General features: G+C 41.9%; 30 protein-coding genes and 5 pseudogenes. 23 read left to right on the top strand and 12 right to left on the bottom strand.

From position 1 onward, the window contains the following. Positions 1–20 precede the first annotated feature (20 nt). Both ICW23_RS05510 and ICW23_RS05505 read left to right on the top strand, forming a co-directional pair. Positions 21–488, top strand: coding sequence for a DUF4879 domain-containing protein (locus ICW23_RS05510; RefSeq protein WP_016936666.1), 468 nt, complete (start codon positions 21–23; stop codon positions 486–488). Between the two features lie 5 nt (positions 489–493). Beyond that, complete coding sequence (locus tag ICW23_RS05505; protein WP_045926142.1) at positions 494–853, top strand: hypothetical protein; 360 nt, start codon at positions 494–496, stop codon at positions 851–853. A 60-nt stretch (positions 854–913) separates the two neighbouring features. On the opposite strand, the pseudogene ICW23_RS05500 reads toward ICW23_RS05505, so the two are convergent. From ICW23_RS05500 to ICW23_RS05490, 3 genes and pseudogenes are all read right to left on the bottom strand, one after another. After that, positions 914–1933 (bottom strand): annotated as a pseudogene (locus ICW23_RS05500) (hypothetical protein). A gap of 70 nt (positions 1934–2003) precedes the next feature. Continuing rightward, a complete protein-coding gene (gene phrK / locus ICW23_RS05495; RefSeq protein ID WP_016936664.1) occupies positions 2004–2126 on the bottom strand; it encodes a phosphatase RapK inhibitor PhrK in 123 nt (40 codons plus the stop codon). Beyond that, complete coding sequence (locus ICW23_RS05490) at positions 2123–3238, bottom strand: Rap family tetratricopeptide repeat protein (RefSeq protein ID WP_016936663.1); 1116 nt, start codon at positions 3236–3238, stop codon at positions 2123–2125. Before ICW23_RS05490 ends, phrK begins: the two co-directional genes overlap by 4 nt. 330 nt (positions 3239–3568) lie before the next feature. Here ICW23_RS05490 and ICW23_RS18925 point away from each other — a divergent pair. After that, a pseudogene (locus ICW23_RS18925) lies at positions 3569–3941 on the top strand (YoqH family protein). Between the two features lie 267 nt (positions 3942–4208). Here ICW23_RS18925 and ICW23_RS05485 read toward each other — a convergent pair. The 5 genes and pseudogenes from ICW23_RS05485 to ICW23_RS18915 form a co-directional block, all read right to left on the bottom strand. After that, entirely contained in the window at positions 4209–4583 is a 375-nt protein-coding gene (locus ICW23_RS05485; RefSeq protein WP_016936662.1) for a YoqO family protein, read from the bottom strand. A 762-nt stretch (positions 4584–5345) separates the two neighbouring features. Then, a pseudogene (locus ICW23_RS18920) lies at positions 5346–5453 on the bottom strand (ATP-dependent DNA ligase); the annotation flags it as partial. Positions 5454–5602: 149 nt separating this feature from the next. Further along, positions 5603–6124, bottom strand: a complete 522-nt coding sequence (locus tag ICW23_RS05480) for a hypothetical protein (protein WP_188154159.1) — start codon at positions 6122–6124, stop codon at positions 5603–5605. Between the two features lie 74 nt (positions 6125–6198). Further along, positions 6199–6627: a hypothetical protein gene (locus ICW23_RS05475; protein WP_188154158.1), complete on the bottom strand. Its 429-nt coding sequence runs from the start codon at positions 6625–6627 to the stop codon at positions 6199–6201. Between the two features lie 760 nt (positions 6628–7387). Next, positions 7388–7624 carry a hypothetical protein gene (locus ICW23_RS18915; RefSeq protein ID WP_045926144.1) on the bottom strand — a complete coding sequence of 79 codons (237 nt, stop codon included), beginning with the start codon at positions 7622–7624 and terminating at the stop codon, positions 7388–7390. 72 nt (positions 7625–7696) lie between these two features. Between ICW23_RS18915 and ICW23_RS18910 the strand changes: the two are divergent. The 3 genes and pseudogenes from ICW23_RS18910 to sprB all read left to right on the top strand — a co-directional run. Then, positions 7697–7801: pseudogene (locus ICW23_RS18910) on the top strand (hypothetical protein); the annotation flags it as partial. Positions 7802–8120: 319 nt separating this feature from the next. Beyond that, positions 8121–8282, top strand: a pseudogene (locus ICW23_RS18905) (hypothetical protein); the annotation flags it as partial. A gap of 2 nt (positions 8283–8284) precedes the next feature. Then, on the top strand, positions 8285–8461 hold the full coding sequence (gene sprB / locus ICW23_RS05465; RefSeq protein WP_016936657.1) for a recombination directionality factor SprB: 177 nt from the start codon (positions 8285–8287) through the stop codon (positions 8459–8461). A 33-nt stretch (positions 8462–8494) separates the two neighbouring features. Here sprB and ICW23_RS05460 read toward each other — a convergent pair whose 3' ends face one another. Further along, a complete protein-coding gene (locus ICW23_RS05460; RefSeq protein WP_016936656.1) occupies positions 8495–8920 on the bottom strand; it encodes an SDR family NAD(P)-dependent oxidoreductase in 426 nt (141 codons plus the stop codon). A 318-nt stretch (positions 8921–9238) separates the two neighbouring features. Here ICW23_RS05460 and phyC point away from each other — a divergent pair, with 318 nt between their 5' ends. Continuing rightward, on the top strand, positions 9239–10390 hold the full coding sequence (phyC, locus tag ICW23_RS05455; protein WP_188154157.1) for a 3-phytase: 1152 nt from the start codon (positions 9239–9241) through the stop codon (positions 10388–10390). A 49-nt stretch (positions 10391–10439) separates the two neighbouring features. Here phyC and ICW23_RS05450 read toward each other — a convergent pair whose 3' ends face one another. Beyond that, positions 10440–11396: a CgeB family protein gene (locus tag ICW23_RS05450; protein ID WP_188154156.1), complete on the bottom strand. Its 957-nt coding sequence runs from the start codon at positions 11394–11396 to the stop codon at positions 10440–10442. A gap of 6 nt (positions 11397–11402) precedes the next feature. Further along, entirely contained in the window at positions 11403–11834 is a 432-nt protein-coding gene (locus tag ICW23_RS05445) for a hypothetical protein (RefSeq protein ID WP_016936653.1), read from the bottom strand. Between the two features lie 208 nt (positions 11835–12042). Between ICW23_RS05445 and cgeC the strand changes: the two genes are divergently transcribed. The 14 genes from cgeC (at position 12043) to ICW23_RS05375 (ending at position 23159) form a co-directional block, all read left to right on the top strand. Further along, positions 12043–12342, top strand: a complete 300-nt coding sequence (gene cgeC, locus ICW23_RS05440) for a spore maturation protein CgeC (protein ID WP_016936652.1) — start codon at positions 12043–12045, stop codon at positions 12340–12342. Positions 12343–12405: 63 nt separating this feature from the next. After that, positions 12406–13677, top strand: coding sequence for a glycosyltransferase family 2 protein (locus ICW23_RS05435; RefSeq protein ID WP_188154155.1), 1272 nt, complete (start codon positions 12406–12408; stop codon positions 13675–13677). A 38-nt stretch (positions 13678–13715) separates the two neighbouring features. Further along, positions 13716–14495, top strand: coding sequence for a GNAT family N-acetyltransferase (locus ICW23_RS05430; protein ID WP_016936650.1), 780 nt, complete (start codon positions 13716–13718; stop codon positions 14493–14495). Between the two features lie 76 nt (positions 14496–14571). After that, positions 14572–14709, top strand: a complete 138-nt coding sequence (locus ICW23_RS05425) for a YjcZ family sporulation protein (protein ID WP_016936649.1) — start codon at positions 14572–14574, stop codon at positions 14707–14709. A gap of 171 nt (positions 14710–14880) precedes the next feature. Next, on the top strand, positions 14881–15291 hold the full coding sequence (locus tag ICW23_RS05420; RefSeq protein ID WP_316936458.1) for an AraC family transcriptional regulator: 411 nt from the start codon (positions 14881–14883) through the stop codon (positions 15289–15291). A gap of 231 nt (positions 15292–15522) precedes the next feature. Beyond that, a complete protein-coding gene (locus tag ICW23_RS05415; protein ID WP_188154154.1) occupies positions 15523–16854 on the top strand; it encodes an aspartate aminotransferase family protein in 1332 nt (443 codons plus the stop codon). A gap of 6 nt (positions 16855–16860) precedes the next feature. Beyond that, on the top strand, positions 16861–17550 hold the full coding sequence (locus ICW23_RS05410; RefSeq protein WP_188154153.1) for a CoA transferase subunit A: 690 nt from the start codon (positions 16861–16863) through the stop codon (positions 17548–17550). After that, positions 17535–18230, top strand: a complete 696-nt coding sequence (locus ICW23_RS05405) for a 3-oxoacid CoA-transferase subunit B (RefSeq protein WP_188154152.1) — start codon at positions 17535–17537, stop codon at positions 18228–18230. The genes ICW23_RS05410 and ICW23_RS05405 overlap by 16 nt, the downstream gene beginning before the upstream one ends. After that, positions 18202–19503 carry a peptidase gene (locus ICW23_RS05400; RefSeq protein WP_395941013.1) on the top strand — a complete coding sequence of 434 codons (1302 nt, stop codon included), beginning with the start codon at positions 18202–18204 and terminating at the stop codon, positions 19501–19503. Before ICW23_RS05405 ends, ICW23_RS05400 begins: the two co-directional genes overlap by 29 nt. Beyond that, positions 19481–20323 (top strand): putative beta-lysine N-acetyltransferase, encoded by an 843-nt coding sequence (gene ablB / locus ICW23_RS05395; protein WP_223152262.1) that lies wholly within the window; start codon positions 19481–19483, stop codon positions 20321–20323. Before ICW23_RS05400 ends, ablB begins: the two co-directional genes overlap by 23 nt. 12 nt (positions 20324–20335) lie before the next feature. After that, entirely contained in the window at positions 20336–21757 is a 1422-nt protein-coding gene (kamA, locus tag ICW23_RS05390) for a lysine 2,3-aminomutase (RefSeq protein ID WP_095241685.1), read from the top strand. Further along, positions 21754–22032, top strand: a complete 279-nt coding sequence (locus ICW23_RS05385) for a YokU family protein (protein ID WP_095241684.1) — start codon at positions 21754–21756, stop codon at positions 22030–22032. The genes kamA and ICW23_RS05385 overlap by 4 nt, the downstream gene beginning before the upstream one ends. 74 nt (positions 22033–22106) lie before the next feature. Continuing rightward, positions 22107–22331, top strand: a complete 225-nt coding sequence (locus tag ICW23_RS05380) for a YozE family protein (protein ID WP_095241683.1) — start codon at positions 22107–22109, stop codon at positions 22329–22331. Between the two features lie 147 nt (positions 22332–22478). Continuing rightward, entirely contained in the window at positions 22479–23159 is a 681-nt protein-coding gene (locus tag ICW23_RS05375; RefSeq protein ID WP_016936639.1) for a hypothetical protein, read from the top strand. Here ICW23_RS05375 and ICW23_RS05370 read toward each other — a convergent pair. Next, complete coding sequence (locus tag ICW23_RS05370) at positions 23156–23299, bottom strand: hypothetical protein (protein ID WP_014418137.1); 144 nt, start codon at positions 23297–23299, stop codon at positions 23156–23158. The genes ICW23_RS05375 and ICW23_RS05370 overlap by 4 nt on opposite strands. Before the next feature lie 119 nt (positions 23300–23418). On the opposite strand from ICW23_RS05370, the gene ICW23_RS05365 reads away from it, so the two are divergent. Continuing rightward, on the top strand, positions 23419–23592 hold the full coding sequence (locus ICW23_RS05365; protein ID WP_013352563.1) for a YozD family protein: 174 nt from the start codon (positions 23419–23421) through the stop codon (positions 23590–23592). Between the two features lie 74 nt (positions 23593–23666). Further along, positions 23667–24278 carry a phosphatase PAP2 family protein gene (locus tag ICW23_RS05360; protein ID WP_095241682.1) on the top strand — a complete coding sequence of 204 codons (612 nt, stop codon included), beginning with the start codon at positions 23667–23669 and terminating at the stop codon, positions 24276–24278. The last annotated feature ends 5 nt before the right edge of the window (positions 24279–24283 follow it).

The following is a 24283-nucleotide window of genomic DNA, read 5'->3' as shown; positions in this document are numbered from 1 at the left end:
ATACCAAGTAGGTTAAGGAATTGAAAAAAGTTCTTAGTTTAGTAACAGTTACACTTCTTGCTGTTACAGCGATGTTTTCCATTCACACATCGAAAGCAAAAGCAGTTGAAGCAACACCGCTTTACAGTCTTCAGATTCTTTCTGTCACATCGGATGGAAACGACTTTATATGGGAGCCTATTACAAGCAGCAAGCCAAATGCAACAAATGTTTTGAAAGGTGACAAGCTGCATATTAAAGTTCGTTTTATGGGCTATACAAATTCGACCGTCATTAAAGCAAAGGATGGGAGAAATTTGTTATACAAAGGTGAAGCGAACATATACAAATATGACCCTATACTTGGACAAAACAAAATTGTGATAGGATGGGACAAATACATTGAAATTCCAATGAACGAACTTCCTTCAAATGAGATTCAAGTTGAAGGTCTTGGGAAAAACATGAAAATCATTTATAGCAACGTTGTAAAATTCGAGAGAGGGTGAATGTTATGGAAGGTCTAAATAACTCTTACAATATCACGAAAGATCCGAAGTTTTTAGCGTTTTGCAGTTTAGCGACAGAAGGTGCAGGAATTAGTTCGAATCAGCAATGTTCAATTGGTTTTACTGAATTCAAAGAAGCGCTGGAGAATGGCAAAGTAGTTGATAATAAAAATCTTAAAAGCAGTTCAGAGTTAAATCACCAGTTTGATTACTGGAAGTCCAGAATAACGGGTGGACGAGCTGTAACTGAAACTGATAATCAAGTGTTGGATATCATCAAACAAGCATACAATCTTGGAATGGTTACGAAAGATAATATGCTTTTGAGAAATCAGGCAATTAACGCATATAAAACATCTATTTAATTTAAAATTAAAGCCCCTTCCTAAATAAGGGGCTTTTGCTTTGCAACTTATTCTTTATGTTTAATCTAAAACCATAAAGTCCTGCACTTTTGTTTCTTCTTCAGGCAAATCAAATTCATTAAGCTTCTTTTTAGTACGGATATCAAAAATCCCCATATAGCCACCAATGCCTTTTTTGTTTTCCTCTTGTGAAATCACATAAAGTTTTTGAGCTTTAAACTTTGCATTCATATACGGAAATTTTAAATTGAATTTTTCAAAAGAAAAATCTTTACCGTACTCAAGTAAGCAGGCGTATCCGGATTTATTAATATATGTAACGTAAAATTTACCGCTTTTTTTGTCGTAATACACAGTGTCCGCTTGTTCGAGATCATCAGGATATTTTATGAATTTTGATTTCCATGATCCTTTTTCGATTACAGTTAGTTCATGTTCTGAGCTAGCTACAACATATTTTTCAGAGTGATCAAATAAATCTCCATAGGAAGCTAATCCAATCGTTTTAATAATCTCTTCTGTTTTTCAATCAATGACGTACATAGACATTCCTTGAATGACGTAAATATACTTATCATCGCTTTCTCCCATGGTTACTAGGGAGGGCAAAGTCAGGCTGTATTTTTTATTGAACTTTTTATCATTTACTTTCAGTTCATTTTCATTGGTGTCGACATTATAGGCTTTTACAGAAATATCCTCTCCTTGATACCAAAAAGCAAATGGATTGGATAACTTATGTTCTTTAATGGTGTTGTTTTTTAATGTGTAATAATATGGTTCATGTTCAGCTAACAAGACGATATCGTCTGAAGAGGGGTTTTTTTTCTGGATATATGGTATATCCGGTACCTTAAAGTATCGTTTATTGAATTTTTCTCCTTGTGATGTGGATATGAGTACGCTTTTCTTGATGAGTGGATTTGAATAGATAAAAAAGATTTTATCCTCGGTTGGATTAATTTTAGAAGTACTTACAGAGTGTTCACCTTTATTTATAAAGAATGCATTGATCAACAATATAACTAATGCACCAATTAGAACTCCTGAAATCCCATATAAAACATAAGACTTTTTCATATAACGCTCCTTATCTTTTAGATAAAATAAAAAGCCCACTCGTATGAGTAGGGCTAAATTAATTAATTTTTTAACCTCCGACTGGCCTTTCAGCTACCTGGATGTTAGATGGTGAATCTGTACTCAATTGCGTTAAAGCTACCCCACTTAAAATTACAGTTAAAATAGATACGCAAAGCACAATTTTTTTCATAAGATTCCCTCCACCTGATTCATTTTCTGTTCAGCCCAAATTTTTTCATTGAAAAAGCTGGTTGCTTCTTCAAAAGCACCTATTGATTCAAACCTTTTTGCAGCTATGTAGGACAATTCATCTACACTTTCAAGGTCATTTTGTTGTTTTAAAAACTCAATATAACGGATGCAATTATTGAAGTTGTTTTTTAATTCACCGCAATAAAGGTTATATAGAATGCTAATTTTGGCTTCGTATATCTTATTCTCCATTAATATGAGTCTTTCCTGTGCTTTATTGTAAAAATTAATGGCTTTCATTTTTTCGTCAATTTTAAATAGTTCCTTAATCATCATGAATAAAGAATTTATATAATAATTTGAATTCATCCAAGATTCATTTCCAATAGCTTTTTCGAGAGAATTAATACACTTATCAGGTTTGTCCCAATCAGAATACACGATACTAAGGTTGTGATATAACTGAGCTTCCAAATATTCATCCTTTGTTTCTTGTGCAATTTCTATTGCTTCTAAATAATATGCTTCTGACTCCTCAAACCGTTTCATATCGGAATAGTTTGCAGCCGCAATCATTGTTGAAGTTGCCAGTTTGCATTTATAATCAGGGTGTCGCTTATATATTGTAATTGCATTCTTGATATAGTGTTGTGCCACAATACTTTGTTTAACAAGAGTGTATAAGTAGGAGACCTTGGAGTAGAATTCAGCTGCTTCAATTTCATCCGGAATTTCTGCAAGCTTTTTCTCAGCTAATCCATATAAGTTAATTGCGCGATCATAATTTTTGTTGTATGCCTCGTACATTGCTTCGAATAAATAAAAGTTATATTCCAATTTATCATTCGTTCTTTTTATGAAATTTTCATTCTCTTCAGTGAAATAAGTGTGCTTTTGTAATGGCTCTCCGCGTGAAGAATGCAGCAACATTTTGTGTCTTTCTTCTAGTAAACTGTAATATGCAAGAACTTCTTGATCCTCTTCCATGTCATCGAACAGACTCTTTATCTCTGAGTAATATTTTATTGACTCAATTACCTTTTGTTTTTTTATAGCAATGTACCAATCATTCAGTGTAGTAGCAACAACTTCAGAAGCGATCTTGCTCATCCAAACCCCTCTTTCTGAAAATTTCAAAAATCCCTTGAAAATAATCATAACATAGTCATTGAAAAAATTGTAAAAGGATGTAGAGCTTTTGGGTTTTTCTAATTTGAAAAACGAAAAAAATCCCCTCCTCGTTAGAGAAGGGATGTGATCAGTTTGCTGTTTTTTTCAGAGAAGCAAGCCACTTATCTAATGTTCCAGTGAATCCTTGTTGAACAGCTAATTCATATGCTGATTTCCATCTTTACCGGCAGCGCCAGTAGCTCCAGTAACAATGATAAATATTCAAGGCGGGAGTAAGGGAAATTAACAAAAAAATGTGAGGGAATTTAATTGAAACGATTTATCTTGGTTATACCCTTACTGGCTGCTGTTATTGCCTCTCCAACTCAAATGAAAGCCAGTCCAATGCCTTGTAGTGCACAGTATTCGGAACCGGTGAATCAAAAACAAAAAACGCCCAGGGTGTGGCACTAATCTATAAAGTGCAGTTATACCCGCCAAGTGCTGCGAGAACGAACAGGTGAAATCAGTTGGCGATTTAAACTATATCCAACCCCAAAGGAAGAGAAACTCCTGATTTCTGGAAGGGTTGATTCCATATCGGCTGAAATGACAAATATTATAGTGCAAGTACGCCTTTCAAATTCTAAGACACAAGTAGGGGCCAAGTGTATTAACAAACAATATTCAATCTTGCTATTAGAAATGTAGAGCTCTTATCAAAGAGAGCAATGCGACTGGATCTTTTGTAAAGTGTCAAAAAGGTAATTGCTCGAGAAATTTTGGTGAAAAATGGAGAAGAGTCCATTAAGAGTGCAAAAGACAGCGGTATGAATGATGAGGAATTAAGAATCGTTCTGAAATCAATTCATCATGGACAGAAGAGAGTCTGCAAAAGTCGATATTACGTTTGATTTTGTACATAGAAGACGTCATAAAAAGAAATGGTTAGCTAAAAAAAGGCAAAGAGTCAATGCTCTTTACCATCAGGTGTTTTCCTTAAGCGGTCTGCCATATGCTTAATTAAACTCAGCGCAGCAGTCACTAATCCAATAACTAAAACAATTTCAAGTAAAAGGATAAATCCAAAATTTAAACCGCGACTTTCAAAGTAATCACCAGTAAAAAAGAGCAATTGATAAATTCCAAGCATTAGTACAATAAAGGAAGCGCCTATAATAGCCAGAGACTTTTTAGAGAACTCCTTAGTATGTTCAAAATTATAAACCAATAAGAACAAAAACAGACAAGCCATGGCGATCTTTTGAGTCAATGAATCACTTGCTGAAAACTCATGCACAAGTAAGGAGATAATTAACCCAGTCATTCCGATTATTTTGTTCAATATATCACCTGCTTTGTATAAGTATTTCCTTAGATGTCAGCTTACCAATTAAAGATGATATTCTCAACATAATGCAGTTTAAAGTTAACTTAAAATGTGATTCATTAAGAAAGGGGTTGAAATATGCTCGCTTCTCAAAAAGGGGAGCAAGTAAGCAGGCTTATTAAAAGAAGGGTTAGACAATGATTAAAATATAAGGCTATTCCAAGATGATTATTGCAATGGTGAGTGGGTTGAAATTGATAGACTAATAAATGGTTTCATAAGAGCCGAGTCAAATAATATTGAAATTATTGATATTAAATACAGGACGAACTCATAATGCAGCTGGAGCACTAGGAAACTGATTACTTTACCAATATGAATAAATTAAAGAGGTGCTTTATGCTGGTGACAATAAAGAAGTAGCCTTTAGCAAAATTGATGGCACTTCAGGCAACAGACTAATAATAGATGTCGGAATCATTTATTGTTTGTAATTGAATAGCTTATCGAAGATTTACCTTGAATACAATGCATTGCCAGTTGCTTGTCCAGCAAATGTTAATTTGTTTTTCGTAAGATTTATACCACTATTTGAATTAGGAGGGTTAAGACAAAAAGCTTTAGATTTTACCTTCAGCAGAGCTAGTAAGCTTAGTTGAAAACCTATAATTGTCGGTTTCAGCAGATGCGGTAGTGATAATGCTCAGAGAAAGAATGGTCACCGTGGTACAAACGATAAACTTAAACAACTTTCTCAAATTAAACACTCCTTTCTTGGGCTGCTGCAATGATTTCACCATCTAAAACAGTACCATTGAGCATATCAAGATTCGAGAGTCCTGGGAACTTTCTTGTTACTTTATTGTTGTGACAAGTATAAAGCTGGAAGGTTCAGTGTGAGCTTGAGGAGTTGAATTGCTTAGAGAAAGCACTGTACGAAGAGGGGTTTTAATTCAATGAAGCAGACATTAAGTCTGCTTTATTGAACATTTTTCCTTTTATATATGCATTAAGTTCTCAGCAGCTGTCCGCCCTTAAGATTTTAAATTCTGGGTACGATCAGACTTCTTAGGGAAAATACATTCTAACAAAAGAAAAAATAAAGTTAATCCTAATGATAGTTTAAAATTGTCGGTATTCCCAATTGAACATAAGATACCCACTATATAAATAAATAAAAACCTAAACAACGAGGCGAATATAAACTTGAAAAAGTTATCTCCAATGAGGTGCCTTCCAACAGCCACAAAAATATTATCAAAAGTAAAAGAATAAACAACCATACACACACTCATAATAACTATATGATTAAATCCTATTTCTAATTCAAAGAAGCTTACAAGCACATTTGCTGATCCTGTTGCAAATAAGATTATCACCATTATGACTGAAGTAGGAATTAGTGATAAAACCAAAGCTCCTATTACTGTAGATAATAAAAATTTTTCATTTGTGTTTTTTTCTGCAGCTTCTTTCTTTTCTCCTCTGTACATAAAAATAAAAAAGACGATGAGAGATAAAAGATAAATTGATAACGTCATAAAAAGCAGATTCATGGTGATCTCTCCTTACCTAATTAAAACAAAAGAGTGAAGGTTGTAAGCCTCACTCTCTTGTTTTTAATGTATAGTTATACCAAAAAGAACACAACAACCTTCGCAATTAACTGAGCATCAGCTAATGGAATTCCGGCTTTCACTAATGCCACAGTAACAGCTGTTTCTCCGAAATTTGTAAGTTCATCTATAACGTCCGCCGCTTTGTGTCCCCACTTAGAACAAGCATCACCAGCTTTTTGAGCCCATTTATATGGGATCTTTTTAATAAGGTTTCCTAAAGCGGGGCCACCAACCCTAAGTGCTTTTACTAATATTTGTTTAGCGAAAGGAATGCCCTGTGTATGTACTTCAGAATTTGAAGCTAAAGGAGCCTGTCCGCTAGTTTGAACTACAGGTGCTTTTTTACTTTCTGCTGCACTTGCATAGCCAGGAGAAACAACTGATATAGCCAGCACAGCTAACGTGAACACCATGATAAATGAAATAAGTTTTTTCTTCACTTCTTCATCCTCCTTAAATAACCATTAGTTTAATATATTTGCAATATATTAAATATTTGTAATAAGGTCAATATATTCCTTGAGAATTTTCAGTTATAAAAGAAGGAACAAAAATTTTAAAAACATACTTTTGTTATTATACGAGACACAACTTTTTTTAAAAAGAACCGAAAGTCTCATTGGGAATGCCCATTTTATGCCCTGGAGAAGATTCATTAAAACTGTAGTTTTAACAAAAAAGAAGTTAAATAGTAAGTGGTTTGCTTTGTGATTTTGGGGCAGGAGTAAATGCCAAAGAGCTCAATCAAAGTAGGACTGATACTGAAAGCAACTACCACCAACTAATCAATGTACTTAAGACCGCCTCAAATATTAAGAATCCAAGTTTTTCGACAACTGCAGATGATTGGCAAGATGCCGGAACTACATACGGCAATACCAAGTTTGACAAGTATTCGACTGCTGCAGTCGTTCAAACATTAGGGTTTGCATTAAATTTGCCAACAGGGGGATGGTCTTTTTATTTAGCTAGGTTAGCTAATATGATCATTCTGGGTGAATATAAAATTGTTTACTTTAGGATAAGCAGGAATTTAAGAGGGCAGGGGCAACTCTAATGACAAAACACTATGTAACGATTTATGAAGATAAGGATCGAAAGAAAAAAATCGGGAGTGACAGCTTCATCATCACAGACAAAGGCGGCCTAAAAGTTGCTAAAATGTAAAGAACAAAACATAATCCTCCCTTAAGTGGGGGATTACATGCTGTTTATTATGCTGTAAACTAATGCAACAACAAACAATGGATATGAGATAATGGCAATTAATTTTGAGGATTTACTCTTATTTTTTTCAAATGTGTATATGAGTGCAAATCCTAAAAAGAATATTGTGACAAGCCAAGAGGAATAGGCCGGGAACAATACAATAAGTAAGATAATAAGAGTGGATAACGCGAAAGAAGAGTTTAGCGTTATTTTCTGATTGTTTTCCAAATGAACCACCTCCTTACATGTATTCCCCCATATAAAAACACTTAAACATTATATTTAAGGGAGCTTGATTAAATGATTAACATTTTAAGTGAAGAGCAAGATGAAGCAATCTGGTATTTCAAGAACAAGCTGAACATATCCTTAATAAATTTTGAACTGCTTAGAGATAAACACGAAGGAATATCATATTGAACAGAAATAATGTCTTCAAATCTGACCTCATTCTTCATTTGCTTATCTTTTGTTGAGGATGTGTTAAAGCTGGTGAGAGTTCAATTGGATACTAGTGAAGAAGTAATGTTCATTGACGTTGGTTCTATATATGAAGCATTCCTGCCACAATGTTTATTTGTGGATTGTTGACTCAGATGATGAGAAGGCATATTTATATTTTCTAAGGCTGAATGATAATTGGAGAGTAATTGAAAAAGACTATAGGAATGCGGATGCCAAGAACCATTTTTGAATTACTGAGTACCGTGAACAAAGCTGCTTTCCCATATTCATATGCGAAGAGATCGTTTCTGAACGCTGGATAAAGAAAAAAGTAAACCATACATATTATTTGAACAAGCTTTGCGAGGCTTTGATAAAGAAAGAACAGTCAAGAGACGAACCATTACATACATATAATACTCCTGTGAAAGCGGGGGTGTAGCTTTGGAACCTTACCAACGTTATGAGGAATTAAAAAAGAAAACAATAAAGGTTGTCCATAAAGATAATTACGGTATCCGCTATATAAATCAGGATGAAGCAAGTAATGACTTAGATGAATTTTATAAACAATTTGCTCAGCATTTATTGGAGGCTGCTTTGGAAAGGAGTGCAGAGTAAGCTTCTTTTTTTGATTTGTTTGTAGTCAGTATCTTAATAAACGGCTTTATCGGTACTGATATTAATCACATGCGCCACCTCTTGCAGCAAAGCGGCTTCTGCGACATTTTGTCCGCCGATAAGGTTGGTTTGAATGGCTTCAAACGGATGATCCTCACAAGTCGGAACCTGCTTCAGCGCAGCGGCGTGAAAGACAATATCAACACCTTTCATCACTTGGTTTACTCTTCTGTAGTCACGTACATCGCCGAGCACAAATGACAGTCTTTGTTCATCCGCGTATTTTTGTTTCATCACATATTGTTTGCTGTCATCTTTGCTGAATACAATGACTTCTTTAGGCGTTAAGAGCAAAAGGCGTTTAACAATTTGGCTTCCGATTGACCCTGTCCCGCCGGTGACGAGAACAGTTTTATCGTGAAAAAATGGTTTTAGCTCTACTGCTTGCTGTTTAGGCATGGCTTATCCTCCAACTCTCGTTTCTCTACCATGCATCATATGTTGAACAATTTCAGCGAGTTAATGAAAGCAACCAATAATTCAAAAATTAGAGAAAATCATTAATCTGATGCGCTTTCATTTCGCTTGATCCAATTAATAGAAAAAGAATTACTAACAAATCATTGTACTAAATATTCACTTGTAATTCTGCTCCCGTCTTTTTTTCTTCTCTCAACACGAATTTTCACTTTCTTACAATTTTCACAAAAACTTAACACTGATGATTCTGTATGTATTTTACAATTGAAGTGCAGGTTTAAAAAAGGAGGAAGTAAAATGAATCATTCAAAAACACTTTTGTTAACCGCGGCAGCCGGACTGATGCTCACATGCGGTGCCGTTTCTTCTGAGGCCAAGCATAAGCTGTCTGATCCTTATCATTTTACCGTCAATGCGGCGGCGGAAACGGAACCTGTTGATACAGCCGGTGATGCGGCGGACGATCCTGCGATTTGGCTGGACCCCAAAACTCCTCAGAACAGCAAATTGATTACGACCAATAAAAAATCAGGCTTAGTCGTTTACAGTCTCGATGGTAAGATGCTTCATTCCTATAATACCGGGAAACTGAACAATGTTGATATCCGCTATGATTTTCCGTTGAACGGAAAAAAAGTCGATATTGCGGCAGCATCCAACCGGTCTGAAGGGAAAAATACAGTTGAGATCTACGCCATTGACAGAAAGAACGGCACATTGCAAAGCATTACAGATCCAAAAAATCCAATTGCATCAGCAATTGATGAAGTATACGGTTTCAGCTTGTACCACAGTCAAAAAACGGGAAAATATTACGCGATGGTGACAGGGAAAGAGGGCGAATTTGAGCAATATGAATTAAAGGCGGACAAAAATGGATACATATCCGGCAAGAAGGTAAGGGCATTTAAAATGAATTCTCAGACGGAAGGAATGGCAGCAGACGATGAATACGGCAGTCTTTATATCGCGGAAGAAGATGAAGCCATTTGGAAGTTCAGCGCCGAACCGGACGGCGGCAGTAACGGAACGGTTATCGACCGAGCCGACGGCAGGCATTTAACGCCTGACATTGAAGGATTGACAATTTACTACGCTGCTGACGGTAAAGGCTATCTGCTGGCATCAAGTCAGGGAAACAGCAGCTATGCCATTTATGACAGACAAGGACAGAACAAATATGTGGCGGATTTTCGCATTACAGACGGGCCTGAAACAGACGGCACAAGCGATACGGACGGAATTGACGTTCTGGGCTTCGGGCTGGGGCCAAAATATCCGTTCGGTCTTTTTGTCGCACAGGATGGGGAAAATATAGATCACGGCCAAAAGGCAAATCAAAATTTTAAAATAGTGCCATGGGAAAGAATTGCTGATAAAATCGGCTTCCGCCCGCAGGTCAATAAGCAGGTTGACCCGCGAAAACTGACCGACAGAAGCGGAAAATAAACATACAAAAAGCAGCTTGGATAAGCTGCTTTTTCATGTGAAGAGCGTTTCATGAGAAAGTATCGGAGCGAATAGCCGTAAGCACGGCCGGAAGCTGGTCATACGTGTAAGCCGGCACTGTCTCTTGATAATTAAGTGCCGCAATTCGTTCACGTTCAGTTGGGTTTGTCATATAAAATAGGATCTTATCCGCAAAATCCGCAAGCCCGCTGTAAGAAACAAAGGATGAAAAAGGGGGCGCGGGAGATAGATCTGTCAGCTGAAATGTCTGACAGGCCGCAATGTCAAAGCTTCTCGTATTTAAACTGATATTTTGGATGCCGCGTCCATTCTGATTGAGCGCAAACCGGTAAGAACGGTGCGGGTTTAAGACCACGTCTGTGCTGTTGTAATACAATGCGGCATGTTCAGGTTCAATCCATTCATCCATTATGAGCACATTTTTCTGTCTGGCGATTGTTTTAGGCAGATGTCTGCGCCATCCCTTCCCGATGATACGAAGCGTATACGGAAGCTTCGCCGCTGCTTTCACGAGTTCAACGCGATTCGGATACGGATATCCGATCAGAAGCAGATTGGTGTGAAGAGAAGCGTCAGGCGCTTGTTTCGTAAAAATCCGCTGATTAACGGGAATCGGGACATAATATACGTGCTGTAAGCCCATTTGCCGATAAGCATCAAGAGCGTTTTGTTCTATGGTCAAAACGGCATCGGCGAGCGGGGCGATTTTCGCGCTCACATCAAAATAAAAAGGGTCCTCCGTCAGCCATAGATAGACGGGAATCTGCTCTGTTCTCAGCCATTGAAGCCATTCTGACGGAATACGGTCGCCCGCCATCATCAGACTGATGTCAGGTTTGAATGCCCGTATGCTGCTGATTGTATCTTCCTGAAGCTCAGAAACAGAAAAAAAGCGGACGGAAGACTGTAAAAAAACTTCCTCGATCCAGCGGTCAAAATACGTGTAAATGCCTTTATATCCTGAACGGATATATAGAACGTTCATCTGCTGTTACGAAGTGAAGGTGACACTTTCGACTTTGTCAACGTCAAGCAATGTTGTAGCAGAGCCTGCCGGTGTAACGGAATTTTCCTGCGTAACATAAACAATTCCGTGAACTTCGTCAAAGAAAACAAATTGAACCGGACCGATCATGTCTCCTGAATCCATCACAATGCTGATAACAGTGCCGGGCTGAACTCTCGCAAAAATCCATCTCGCTGCTAATGAAATGCCGCTTCCTAAAACAGATTGAGCGCTGAGACTGTCTTGCGCAGCTGCTTCATCCACTTTTGCATCAATTGCCGATTCTAATAAATCTTTTATATTGTTTTCCACGTTATCTCCTCCATCTGTGCCGCTAGATAAAGCGCTGTTGTCAAATATAGGGTTCAAAAGAGTTTTCAATAGCTTCTTTTTGAGCTCTAAACGATCCTCACTCATGGGATCATACACCTCCTTTAACTATTTCAACCTCACGTTTATTCATATTCCTGATTGGTGTGATTGGTATAAGTCGAATGCCGTTTTGCCGTATTTTTTTCATATTTAATAAAACCGTTGAATTTAGAATCAGGCTTTATCTGCCTATGCGGATTGCAAGAGTGCGACATACGTTGTATAGATGAAAAAAAGAAGGAGAGGAATTAATTTGGATTCGCAAGAAACTGTAAAACACGGGGGTTTTGATGAGGAATTTCATCTTTTACTGCTGCTTCTTCTTTTGGTATCGCGTCAGCCGTCAGGAGATCAATCAGATTTGCGGCGTCAGCTTGTGATGGCAAAAGAGCTTGGAGTTCCTGTTTCACGTGTCAATCTGGTTAACGGCAGCACATTGCAGAACGTGATTGTCAAAGAAGTGCTGTCAGATTTGGCCGTTTTTCAAAATCCTCTCAATAATACGAGATCAAATGTCGCGATTTCAAGCATCGTCAGCTGGGGTGCTTTTTAATACCAGATATCAGGCTCTGTCATTTTCGGAGCCGTTTTTTATGTGTTCAGAAGGGGTGATGGGATGGAAAAGAAGATCTCGATTATCTTAACGAGTTACAACAAACCGGATCTCGTGAAACAGGCGATTGAAAGTGTGTTGCAACAGACCTACAGCAATTGGGAGCTGTTTATAATGGATGATCATTCAAATGAAGAAACCTCGGCGGCCATCAGTACGTATATAAAAGATCACCGCATATACTATTACAACAGTTTTATCAATCCGGCTGAACGGCTGAAATCGACCCGGTATGCCGTTTTGATTAATGATGCGCTTACACGGATTAAAGGTGAATACGTCACTTATCTGACGGATGACACCGTATATCATCCGGATAGACTCAGCCGCATGGCGGAAACGCTTAATCAATGCACCGAATTTGATGCCGTCTATTCCAGTCAGAAGGTGGTGCATGTAAACGAGCGCGGAACAGAGCAATTCCACTTTTATCGTTTTGCTGATGACGTGCTTGACCAGGCTGCTTTTCTCGTTGATCACTGTTCAGTGATGCACAGGAAATCATTGCTTCGGTGTGTGAAGGAGAAGTACGGCAGTTTTTGGGACGAAGATGTCATGCATTGGAATCACGGAGACTCTGTTTTTTGGAGCAGGCTCAACACATTTACATCATTTCTGCCGATAAAAGAAGTGTTGGATACGACCTATAAAACACCCCACTCATTCCAGAATACGTATCAATCGCTTCCGTCAGAGCTGGTTGACGGGTCTTTTGTAAAGGGGACGGATCAGAAAGTATATCAGCTTGACCGGAATAAAAGAAAGCTTGTCAATGAGCGCTGGCGACCGCTATATGAAGGAAGAGCCGTCGTCATTCCGGATCCTTTTTTATTTCAATACGAGGAAGAGAACGCTGCCGGTATTCCGAATTTTCAGCTCGTCACGGATCAGTGTCATATCTATTTTGTAGAAGACGGGACGAAAAGGCTGATTGATCTTAACGCCTTTCGCTTTTACCAATTTAAACGCCGCGGCATCCTGGCTTTAGAACGGGATGAAATCCAAGCGCTGCCGGACGGTCCGCCGATCAGATGGGAGAGATCGGGCTGTGTTCAGCATATTCCCGGAAGAATGCTGTTTCGCATTGAACGTGAATTTTATGTTTATTTGAGAGGGGTTCTCCATCCGATCAGTCAGGATGTAGTGAAACGCTTTTTTGCGAATCAGAAGGCGGTACCCATTTCCTTTCAACAAATTAAACAATTACCAATTGGAAAGCCGTTCTATCCGATGTACGATGAAATTATAAGAAATCTCAATATCACAAAAGGATGAGAGATGCAGTTGGATGTGTAAGGAAAAGGAGAGCTTTTATGACCGATCAATTTGCTAAAACCGAGAAACAATATATTGAGCTTACTTCCGGCATGCAGAGGTTCGAGCATTACACTGTGTATAGAGACCCTTTGCTGCCGCAGATTTTTTCACATAACTTTGTTCAGCTGCACCGTACATTTCCGTTAGACGGACTGCTTCCGTTTTTTGCGTCTGTTCCGAACATGCTTCAAACCAATTATATTCATGTGAAAGCGTCACCGGAGCACACATTTCCGCTTCTTCTGAAACAAACATTGGTAAAGCAGGGATACGTAGTGGAGGATGAACTGTTTTTTGCAAGGAAGCTGGAAAATGGGGACCGGCAGGCCGGACATCCTCTCACCGCTTGGGGAACGGAAAAAAGTCTTGCTGACGGGTCATCTATTATGAACATTTATGATGCCCTTTACATTGGCGAGGCGGCGGCCGAACAAAAGCTTGAGCGGAAATATCCTTTGTATAAGGACGGGACGGTTTTGCTTGTCGTGTGCTACAGCGATGCCTCCAGAACGATTCCGATCGGCTGCGGAGAGCTTTTCATCAACAAAGTGGATAAAACCGCCAAAATTGAAGAAGTTGCCATTCTGGATCAATTCCAGCGGAAAGGCTACGGGACGATATTGATGAACGAACTGATGGCTGCGGCGAAGCTGAACGGCATGGAAACCGTATACCTTGTGGCGTCCGGGATGGACGGTGTAAACCGCTTTTATGAGAAACTCGGCTTCAAAAGATTTCGGCGTGTGCATACAATTTTTCATTATTTTCTTACATAGATGGGCATTCGCATAAAACAATTGGGAGTTGGCCCGCATACAATGCCGTATATCGTAAGAAGAAAGGGTGATTCGTATGTACGGATACGGATATGGGGGATGCGGCAGTTATGGCTTTGGATACGGCGGCTGCGGAGGCGGAACCAGTACATTCGTGCTGATCGTGGTATTGTTTATTTTATTAATCATCGTCGGTGCGGCTTTTATTTGTTAGACTGAAAAAATCCTATCATGCAAATCAGCCTGCAGAGAACATCACTTTCTGCAGGCTTTTTGTTATGTTCATGTTGAAAGTCAGCTTGAAAAACATTTTAATACATATTACTTTTCTGAAGAAGGGGGCGAAAATGTGAAAATAACGATTGAAGAATGACCTGAATCAAGAATTGCTTATTTTCGAAACGTCGGGGAGTATGGGGGAAAGCAAAATAAAGAACTTATGGAGTCTTTTAAAAATTGGGCGCAATTGAATGGACTGCTTGATCATTCTGTCATTTTAGGAATTCCGCAAGATCATCCGAATCGTACGCCTCAAGAGAAATGCCGCTATGATGTTTGCGCTGTTATTCATCAAGATCATGTGCCTGAACCGGCTCGGATCGGTACATTTTCCGGAGGCAGGTACGCTGTTTTCTTGCTTGATCATACGAAAGAGGCAGTCAGTGGATTTTGGAAAACTGTTTTTTCAGAGATTGAAAAAAATAATCTAATCGTAAGAGAACAGCCCATTATCGAAAGGTACACCTTACAAAAGGTGAATGATCATTTGTGTGAAATATTGGTCCCCATACAGTAAAGAAGACGGGGATTTCCGCCTTCTGCTTATGCCGATTCCGATCAAAATGGCGGCGGTTTTGAGCTGAGCAGATAAATAGCAGAACTGAGAACGCTCTTCAGGCTGTCGGGACATCTCCGGCAGCCTGTTTTACAGAAAGGTAATTACTGCAAAAAAACTTTCTGAAGGATAAGAATGCCGTTATTCATCTGTTCATACAATGAAGCAAATGGGTTTTCGAGGTGGAAAGATATGGGGAGTTATTTAATCAAACCGGAGCTTGACGGGATCTATCCGACAGTCAGCCATGGAAAAGGATCATATGTGTATGATCTGGAGGGGAACAAGTATCTTGACGGGGCATCGGGAGCGGTCACTTGCAATATCGGCCACGGGACGGAGGATATTATACAAGCTTTAAAAGAGCAGCTTGACTCCGTTTCGTTTGTGTATCGCTCGCAATTCACCAGTGCGCCGGCAGAGGAGCTGGCTTTATTTCTGGCTGATCATTTGCCGGGCGGGCTGAATTGGTCATTTTTTGTAAACAGCGGCTCAGAGGCAGTTGAAACAGCGATGAAAATGGCCGTTCAATATTGGCAGGAAAAAGGCCAATACCAAAAATCCGTCTTTTTATCAAGATGGGGCAGTTACCATGGAATAACTTTGGGAGCGCTTTCATTATCGGGGTTTTATGAACGGAGATACCGTTTCACCCAGCTGCTTGAACGGTTTCCTGCCGTTTCAGCGCCGAATATGTACCGTTCAGAGCTGCAGGGAGAGGAATTTGTAAAAGCTGCGGCAGAGGAGCTGGAAACGGCTGTTAAACGGATAGGCGCCTCATTTATCGCCGGTTTTGTCGCAGAACCGATTGTCGGAGCAGCCGGGGCTGCCATCACTCCGCCGGCAGGCTACTATGAAGCACTTGAGGATGTCTGCCGCAAGCACCGTATTTTGTTTATCGCGGATGAAGTCATGACGGGGCTCGGAAGAACAGGACGGATGCTTGCTTTTGAGCATTGGGGAATCGTGCCTGATATCGCGGTGCTTGGAAAAGGGTTAGGTGCCGGTTACGCTCCGATTGCGGCAGCCGTTGCCTCTGATGACATTATTGAAACGATCAAGCGGGGATCCGGGGTCATTATGAGCGGGCATACGTACAGCGCCAATCCATACTGTGCAAGAGCGGCGCTTGAGGTGCTTCGCTATGTCAAGAAACACGGGCTGCTTCAGCAGGCAGAGGAAAAAGGCGCAATACTGAGGCAGAAATTAGAACAAATCAAAGAGTGCAGCGGGGTGATCGGGGATGTCCGCGGAAAAGGCCTTCTGATCGGGGTGGAGTTCGTCAAAGATAAAACGACAAAGGAAGTTTTTCCGAAAAAACAGGCGTTTACAGAAAAAATGATAACAGAAGCAAAAAAACGGGGGCTGCTGATTTACCCTGCAAAGCCCGGCATTGACAGCGGCGAAGGAGATGCCGTCATCATCGCGCCGCCGTTGACGGCTTCCCATGCTGAGCTGGATGAACTGTCAGATCTATTTTCACTAGCTGCAGAAGAAGCAGAAAAAATGATGAAGAGGGATTGAACTGACATGTCTATTTTTCATAAAAAAATCGATATACATGAAGCCATTGCCGATGTCAAGGACGAATCTGTCATCATGTTCGGCGGTTTCGGGGGTGTGGGGTCTCCTCCGTCATTAATTGAAGCGATTTTAGAAAGCGGCGTTAAAGAGCTGACCGTCATCTGCAACGATGCCGGCTTTCCGGAAATCGGTATCGGCCCGCTTATCGTTCATAAACGGGTGAAACGGCTGATCGCTTCCCATATCGGTTCAAACCCTGTAGCGGGCAGACAAATGACTGACGGAACGCTGGAGGTGGAATTTTCGCCTCAAGGGACGCTTGCCGAACGGATTCGCGCAGGCGGAGCCGGGCTTGGCGGTATTTTAACGGATATCGGGATTGATAACGCCATCGTTTGCGAGAACAAAGAAACCGTAACGATTGACGGAAAGCCCTATTTAGTTGAAAAAGCACTGACGGCTGATTTTGCTTTTGTGTCGGCACATACTGCTGATGAATTCGGGAATCTGACATATGACAAAACGGCGCGCAACATGAATCCTCTGATGGCGGCTGCGGCTGAGAGAACCTTTGCTGAGGCGTCAGAGATTGTGCAGACCGGCGAACTTGACAGCGAGCATATTGTAACACCGGGCGTTTTTGTGGAGGGTGTCGTGCAAAGTGAAGGAGTGAAATGGAAATGGGCTTGGGAATAGCGGAAAGAGAGAGTATCGCAAGGCGGGCCGCCAGTGAAATTACCTCAGGCATGATTGTCAACCTGGGGATCGGCATTCCTTCTTTAGTGCCGAACTTTCTGCCGGCCGGCATGGAGGTGATGCTGCAGGCGGAAAACGGCGTTCTTGGGATAGGAGGAAGTCCCGAGCCCGGAGCAGAAGATGAACTCTTATGCAATGCCGCCGGATTTCCCGTCAGCACGGTAAAGGGAGCCTCATATTTTGATTCAGCTCTGTCTTTTGCCATGATCAGAAAAGGGCTGATTGATATTACCATTTTAGGCGCATTACAGGTCAGCCGGACAGGTGATCTCGCCAACTGGCTCGTCCCGGGGAAAAAAGTGCCGGGAATGGGCGGGGCAATGGAGCTTGCCCAAGGTGCGAAAAAAGTGGTTGTCGTCATGAGGCACACCGATCAGAAAGGCCGGCCGAAATTAGTCGAAACCTGTTCATTGCCGCTTACGGCCTCGGGCTGTGCAGACCTCATTATTACAGAGAAAGCCGTCATCAGCATAGAGGATGGGACTTTTGTTCTTGAGGAACTGCTGAATGGTTCGACGATAGACGATGTCATCCAAACGACGGATGCCGAAATCAGATTGGGAGAATGTTTTCTGAAAAGGGGGCCTGTCCATGGAGCAATTAGAAAAGAAAATTACTGAGTGGGCGGAAGAAAATGCGGCAAAAGCGGTAAGTCTGCTGAAACGGCTGATCGGAGAAAAAAGCACGTTCGGACATGAATTTAACGCACAGGCAGTCGTTTTAGAAAAACTGAGACAGTTTGACATGGATATTGATGTGTGGGAACCGAATGTCAAACAATTGAAAGAGCATCCTTATTTTGTATCCGAACGCAAAGACTTTCATGAAAGCCCGAATATCACCGCCGTAAAGAAAGGAGCCGGCGGCGGAAGATCATTGATACTGAACGGACATATTGATGTTGTCCCGGAAGGAAATCCCGCCGCATGGACGTATGAACCGTTTACCGCTGTTGAAAAGGATGGCAAAATTTACGGCCGCGGTTCAACGGATATGAAAGGCGGCAATACAGCTCTCTTGTTTGCATTAGAAGCGCTTGAAGCCTGCGGGGTTACGTTAAAGGGAGATGTTCTCTTTCAAAGTGTCGTAGATGAAGAGTGCGGCGGCGCAGGAACGCTTTCGGCGGTTATGAGAGGCTATAAGGCTGACGGGGCGCTTATTCCGGAACCGACTAATTTAAAGCTGTTTGTGAAGCAGCAAGGGTCTATGTGGTTCCGCATTACGGTAAGAGGATTGTCCGCACACGGCGGCACTCGCTATGAAGGGGTGAGCGCGATCGAAAAAAGCCTGCATGTCATCACAGCGCTTAAAGAGCTGGAACACGTCCGCAACGCCCGCATCACTGACCCGCTTTACCGGGATGTTCCGATTCCGGTTCCCATTAATATCGGCACCGTCCAAGGCGGAACGTGGCCATCTTCGGTAGCTGACCGTGTCGTGATAGAAGGCAGGTGCGGGATAGCTCCGGATGAAACGCCTGAAGCCGTAAAAGAAGAGCTCGCAAGCTGGCTCAAAGATTTGGAGTACCGGGATGAGTGGTTTAAACACCATCCGGCGGAAGTTGAATGGTTTGGAGCTCAGTGGCTTCCGAACGATCTCCCGGAGGACCATCCGCTGATTTCCGCTTTGGAATCATCTTTTGAGAAAATGAAAGGGGCAAAACCGATACGTGAAGCGTCTCCGTGGGGAACGGACGGGGGGCTTTTGCATCATGCGGGGCAGACGCCGGTCATTGTTTTCGGGCCGGGAGAAGTCAAAGCGGCGCACCAGGCAAATGAATATATTGAAGTCCGGGCGTTAATTGATGCCGTCAAAATCATTTCTCTTTTTATGATGGAATGGTGCGGGGTGGCAGATGGGGGTGGCAAAGCTGATAAAGGAACTGAGGGCTGAAAGCGGATCGGCCGAGATTGATGCAGACCGTTTCAACGAGCGGATCAGGGTCATTCGTTATGACGGACAGCCAGAGATGCTTATCCCGGCTGTTTTGGCAGAAGCGAAGCAAGAAGGGGCCCAAAAGGTGATTTTCTTTGCCAAGCGCGGCGATGAGCCGGAACTTGTCAAGCATCTCTTTATTCAGGAGGGGGTCATAGACGGATATTACAATGGGAATGAGGCTGCTGTGATGGTGCGTTATTTATCAGAGAAACGGAGACAGGCAGATTCATATGTATCGGAAGATTCGACTGTTGACCGTTTATATGAGACACCGCCGCGGAAACTGACCCAGACAGAAAGCAAGCTCATATTCAGAAAAGCGGATGAAGATGATGCAGACCGCTTATCGCACTTATATAAACATGTTTTTCTCACCTATCCGACTCCTGTCTTTAACCCCCTTTATATAAAAAAAACAATGAGAGAAAACACCATCTATTATGCCGCCTTCGATCAGGAACGTCTTATCGGCGCGGCAAGCGCGGATCTCAATCCTGTATTGGGGCACGCTGAAATGACCGATTGCGCAGTTTTGTCAGATTACAGAGGAAATTCCGTAACGGCACACCTGTTTAAAGCCTTGGAGCAGGAACTTTCGGGCCGGGGAATCATTCATCTTTTTTCCTTGGCCCGTGCAGCCTCTTACGGGATGAATGCCGTTTTGTATCATGCGGGATACGGCTACAGAGGCAGGCTTGTGAACAACTGCCGGATTTCAGAAGGGCTCGAAAATATGAATATATGGTGCAAGACATTACGTTTCAGCCATTCATAAGGAGGAATTCGTTTGACAAATAAGTGGTTTCAGCCGAAGCGTCATTGGAAGGAGATTGAATTATGGAAAGATGTGCCGGAAGAAAAGTGGAATGATTGGCTGTGGCAGCTCACTCATACTGTAAGAACCGTCGATGACCTGAAAAAAGTCATTCATTTGACCGAAGAGGAAGAAGAAGGCGTCAGAATGTCTGTAAAAACGATTCCTCTGAACATTACGCCTTATTATGCTTCCTTAATGGATCCCGATAACCCGAGATGTCCGATCCGCATGCAGTCTGTGCCGCTGTCAGAAGAAATGCACAAAACGAAATATGACCTCGAAGATCCGCTGTTTGAAGATGAAGATTCGCCGGTGCCCGGCCTTACGCACCGCTATCCCGACCGCGTTCTTTTTCTCGTGACAAACCAATGCTCGATGTACTGCCGGTACTGCACCAGAAGGCGCTTTTCCGGGCAGATCGGGATGGGCGTGCCGAAAAAACAGCTTGATGCGGCGATCGCTTATATTCGGGAAACGCCTGAAATACGTGACTGTCTCATTTCCGGCGGTGACGGGCTTTTAATTAACGATCAGATTCTCGAATATATTTTGAAAAACCTTCGCGACATTCCTCACCTCGAAATTATCCGGATCGGAACGAGAGCGCCTGTCGTTTTTCCGCAGCGGATAACGGATAACCTTTGTCAGATTCTGAAAAAATATCATCCGGTCTGGCTGAACACTCATTTTAATACGAGCATCGAACTGACGGAAGAATCGGTTGAGGCGTGTGAAAAGCTTGTCAACGCAGGTGTTCCGGTCGGAAACCAGGCCGTTATTTTGGCGGGCATTAACGATTCGGTGCCGATTATGAAAAAGCTCATGCATGATTTAGTGAAAATCCGCGTCCGCCCGTACTATATTTATCAATGTGATTTGTCAGAGGGAATCGGTCATTTCAGAGCGCCCGTGTCAAAAGGTCTGGAAATCATTGAAGGGCTGAGGGGGCATACAACTGGCTTTGCCGTGCCGACCTTTGTCGTCGATGCCCCGGGCGGAGGCGGTAAAATCGCCCTGCAGCCGAACTACTTGCTCTCCCAAAGTCCGGAGAAAGTTGTGATCAGAAACTTCGAAGGGGTGATTACATCTTATCCCGAGCCGGAAAACTATATCCCGAATCAAGCTGACGACTATTTTGAATCTGTTTTTCCGGGAACGATGGCAAAACGCGAACCGGTCGGACTAAGCGCTATTTTCGCGGATAAAGAGATCTCTTTCACACCGGAAAATGTATCGAGAATCAGCAGGAGGAAAGCGTTTACGTCTAACCCTGATCATGAAACGCTGAAAGACCGGAGGGAAAAGAGAGATGAATTAAAAGAAAAGAAATTTATAGCACAGCAGAAAAAAGAACAAAAAGAAGGCTCGGAAGTCGGAGGTGAATCGCCGTGAAGCCATGCGAGTGGTGCGGCAATCAGAAGGCGTCAGCTTGTCAGTCGGCTGTATACTGGGAGCTTCCTGACGGTACGAGGGCCATAGAAATTACAGACACACCCGCGTTCGCTTGTTCTTCCTGCGGCATGACGTATCAGGAGGAAGCGGTCATAGGCGAAATCGAAAATCAGCTTTTTTTAGTCGACGCCAAAAAATTACCGGAAACACTCACATATCAAGAGCTGATGCGGACAGAACGGATATTGAAACGGAATTATTTTGACTTCTCCTAGTCTTCTTTTGTTGTAATTTCACTTTTGAAATGTATAATAGTACAACAAAAGACAGTCATCAGGAGGGGAAACCCATGAAATCCTTTTACCATTATTTAATGAAATACAGGCATCCTAAGCCGCAGGACGCAATCAGCCGATTTGCGAATCAGGCATATGAAGACCATGGCTTTCCGAAAACGTCAAGCGATTATCATGAGCTCAGTTCGTATTTAGAACTGAGCGCCGATTATTTAGAAACGATGTCGACATTTGATGAGGCTTGGGAAAAATATGAGACCGAGGTGCATTACGCCTGACGAAAAACCGCACATGACATTGTGCGGTTTTTTTGACATGTTGAACAGGTGCAGAAATGGATATTTCCTGTGGTTTTCATGCCCATGCGAAATAATGACGGCCGGCATACGATAGCGTATGACAGTCCGCGGCAAGGGGGAGACAGCATGAAGCCAAATAAACCGAAATTTCAAGTGGGAGATATCGTGGTCGTCGTGATGTACGGAACCGTCGGCACCATTACGAAGGTTCATCAAATTGATAAACATTATCTTTACGAAGTCAACCATAATGAAGTGCTTTATTTTGAATCGTCTATCCAGCTTTATAAAGATTATGAGGGCGTAATTGTTGATATGGAAAAATTGGATATCGAATATGAGTTTCTGATCGGCGACGTCGTATATGTAAAGGACTACGGAAAAGAATTATTCCGTATCATCGGCCACAGAACTGAAATATGGAGATATTTAGAGGATGGCTGGGAGGATATTATTTATGAGCTGACTCGGCTGAAAGACGGAGAGTGGCTTGAAACGGAGGAAGAGGATCTCACGCTGGTTCTGAGAAAATATGAAATGGATCAGTTTGTGCATCAGCTGCTGTTTGTCCACTATGTTGGGGAAGCATCTCATGAGATCGGCGAGGATACCGCCGCGTCCGCTCTTCTTCAGTTTGAAGGCGATGCTGATGATCTTGATACTCTGCATGTGCTGGCGGTATCGATTGTAGATGAGCTCCTTGATATTTATAACGATTATAAGATTCTTTATGATATGTTCGGTGACGAAGAATATAAAGATATGATGAATTTTGTGCTGGAAAGCCTGCGGGAGCATTTCAGCTAGCCGGCAAAAAAACGGACGGTGACATATAAAAACCAGGGCAGACAGCCGGCAAAGATTACAAATGACATTCCTTTCAGCACTTTTTCCAATACGATATCAAATCCATCTCCGTCCAAAAAAGCCATCATTTTCGTCATCATCTTTTCTCCCTCCGGGGGCTTGTTTTTTAAAAAGTATATGAGCGGACAAAGCGTTTAGAACTTTCGGGTATAATTTGAAGGTTTTTTTCATAAAACATAAAAAAGGAGGCGGTGTTTGCATGAAAGAAATAGATCTTGTGATTGACACAGAAGAGATAGCCGATTTTTTTTACAGTCAGCTTGCTATGCGCGGGTACATACCGAGTGAAGAGGAGATCTTTGAAATAGCCGACATCACCTTTGATTATTTATTAGAAAAATGTATGATAGACGAAGAGCTTGATGAAGACTGAAACTGCGGAACCGAAGTGAAAAAAGCTTCGGTTTTTTCAATCGGCTCGGGAGAATGAAAAATGGGGGGAAAACGTTGTACAAGCCAGCAGGTCTTTTCGCATTGTTTATTCTGCTCGCAGCAGCCATCCGGATCGATGCTGTCCGGGTTTTTGACGAGAGGGTGATAGAAGCGGCGGTCAGGATCAGGGCTGCCTGGCTGAATGAATTGATGTTATGGATAACAGAGCTCGGCACGACTGCGGTGCTTTTACCGCTTCTTCTTTTGACGGGAGCGGCCCTGTATATGTACAAAAAAACGCCTGATGTTGTGTTTTTGCCGCTTCTCTTCCTCATTGAACGAATAATAAACATAAAAATAAAAGAATTGATCGAAAGAGCCAGACCCGCTTTTGAGCCGCTCGTCCATGAAACCTCATACAGCTTTCCGAGCGGCCACTCCATGAATTCGGCAGTGATGTATCCCGTCATCGCCTACTTTTTAATCAAGCACGTTTCTTTCTTCACGAAAAGAAAGCGGGCCGTCTCCGTTTTTACCGGAGTTCTCGTCATCCTGATCGGGCTCAGCAGAATTTATTTAGGCGCGCATTTTCCGACGGATGTTCTTGCCGGATTCAGTCTCGGACTTTGCCTCGTCTCTCTATTTGCACTCTTTGACGAAAAGTATCACCCATTTCGACAAAAATAGAGACA

Source organism: Bacillus sp. 1021 (assembly GCF_014534735.1).
GTDB classification, from domain to species: Bacteria; Bacillota; Bacilli; order Bacillales; family Bacillaceae; genus Bacillus; species Bacillus siamensis.
Note: the sequence above shows the minus strand (reverse complement) of the source record. Positions and strands in the feature narration are given on the sequence as shown.

What these genes read in the sequence shown, in the direction of transcription:
- ICW23_RS05505 (WP_045926142.1), top strand. Translation starts at nt 494, where the DNA reads ATGGAAGGTCTAAATAACTCTTACAATATCACGAAAGATCCGAAGTTT.
- phrK (WP_016936664.1), bottom strand. Translation starts at nt 2,126, where the DNA reads ATGAAAAAAATTGTGCTTTGCGTATCTATTTTAACTGTAATTTTAAGT.
- ICW23_RS05490 (WP_016936663.1), bottom strand. Translation starts at nt 3,238, where the DNA reads ATGAGCAAGATCGCTTCTGAAGTTGTTGCTACTACACTGAATGATTGG.
- ICW23_RS05480 (WP_188154159.1), bottom strand. Translation starts at nt 6,124, where the DNA reads ATGAATCTGCTTTTTATGACGTTATCAATTTATCTTTTATCTCTCATC.
- ICW23_RS05460 (WP_016936656.1), bottom strand. Translation starts at nt 8,920, where the DNA reads ATGCCTAAACAGCAAGCAGTAGAGCTAAAACCATTTTTTCACGATAAA.
- phyC (WP_188154157.1), top strand. Translation starts at nt 9,239, where the DNA reads ATGAATCATTCAAAAACACTTTTGTTAACCGCGGCAGCCGGACTGATG.
- ICW23_RS05450 (WP_188154156.1), bottom strand. Translation starts at nt 11,396, where the DNA reads ATGAACGTTCTATATATCCGTTCAGGATATAAAGGCATTTACACGTAT.
- ICW23_RS05445 (WP_016936653.1), bottom strand. Translation starts at nt 11,834, where the DNA reads ATGAGTGAGGATCGTTTAGAGCTCAAAAAGAAGCTATTGAAAACTCTT.
- ICW23_RS05435 (WP_188154155.1), top strand. Translation starts at nt 12,406, where the DNA reads ATGGAAAAGAAGATCTCGATTATCTTAACGAGTTACAACAAACCGGAT.
- ICW23_RS05430 (WP_016936650.1), top strand. Translation starts at nt 13,716, where the DNA reads ATGACCGATCAATTTGCTAAAACCGAGAAACAATATATTGAGCTTACT.
- ICW23_RS05425 (WP_016936649.1), top strand. Translation starts at nt 14,572, where the DNA reads ATGTACGGATACGGATATGGGGGATGCGGCAGTTATGGCTTTGGATAC.
- ICW23_RS05415 (WP_188154154.1), top strand. Translation starts at nt 15,523, where the DNA reads ATGGGGAGTTATTTAATCAAACCGGAGCTTGACGGGATCTATCCGACA.
- ICW23_RS05410 (WP_188154153.1), top strand. Translation starts at nt 16,861, where the DNA reads ATGTCTATTTTTCATAAAAAAATCGATATACATGAAGCCATTGCCGAT.
- ICW23_RS05405 (WP_188154152.1), top strand. Translation starts at nt 17,535, where the DNA reads ATGGGCTTGGGAATAGCGGAAAGAGAGAGTATCGCAAGGCGGGCCGCC.
- ICW23_RS05400 (WP_395941013.1), top strand. Translation starts at nt 18,202, where the DNA reads ATGGAGCAATTAGAAAAGAAAATTACTGAGTGGGCGGAAGAAAATGCG.
- ICW23_RS05380 (WP_095241683.1), top strand. Translation starts at nt 22,107, where the DNA reads ATGAAATCCTTTTACCATTATTTAATGAAATACAGGCATCCTAAGCCG.
- ICW23_RS05375 (WP_016936639.1), top strand. Translation starts at nt 22,479, where the DNA reads ATGAAGCCAAATAAACCGAAATTTCAAGTGGGAGATATCGTGGTCGTC.
- ICW23_RS05370 (WP_014418137.1), bottom strand. Translation starts at nt 23,299, where the DNA reads ATGATGACGAAAATGATGGCTTTTTTGGACGGAGATGGATTTGATATC.
- ICW23_RS05365 (WP_013352563.1), top strand. Translation starts at nt 23,419, where the DNA reads ATGAAAGAAATAGATCTTGTGATTGACACAGAAGAGATAGCCGATTTT.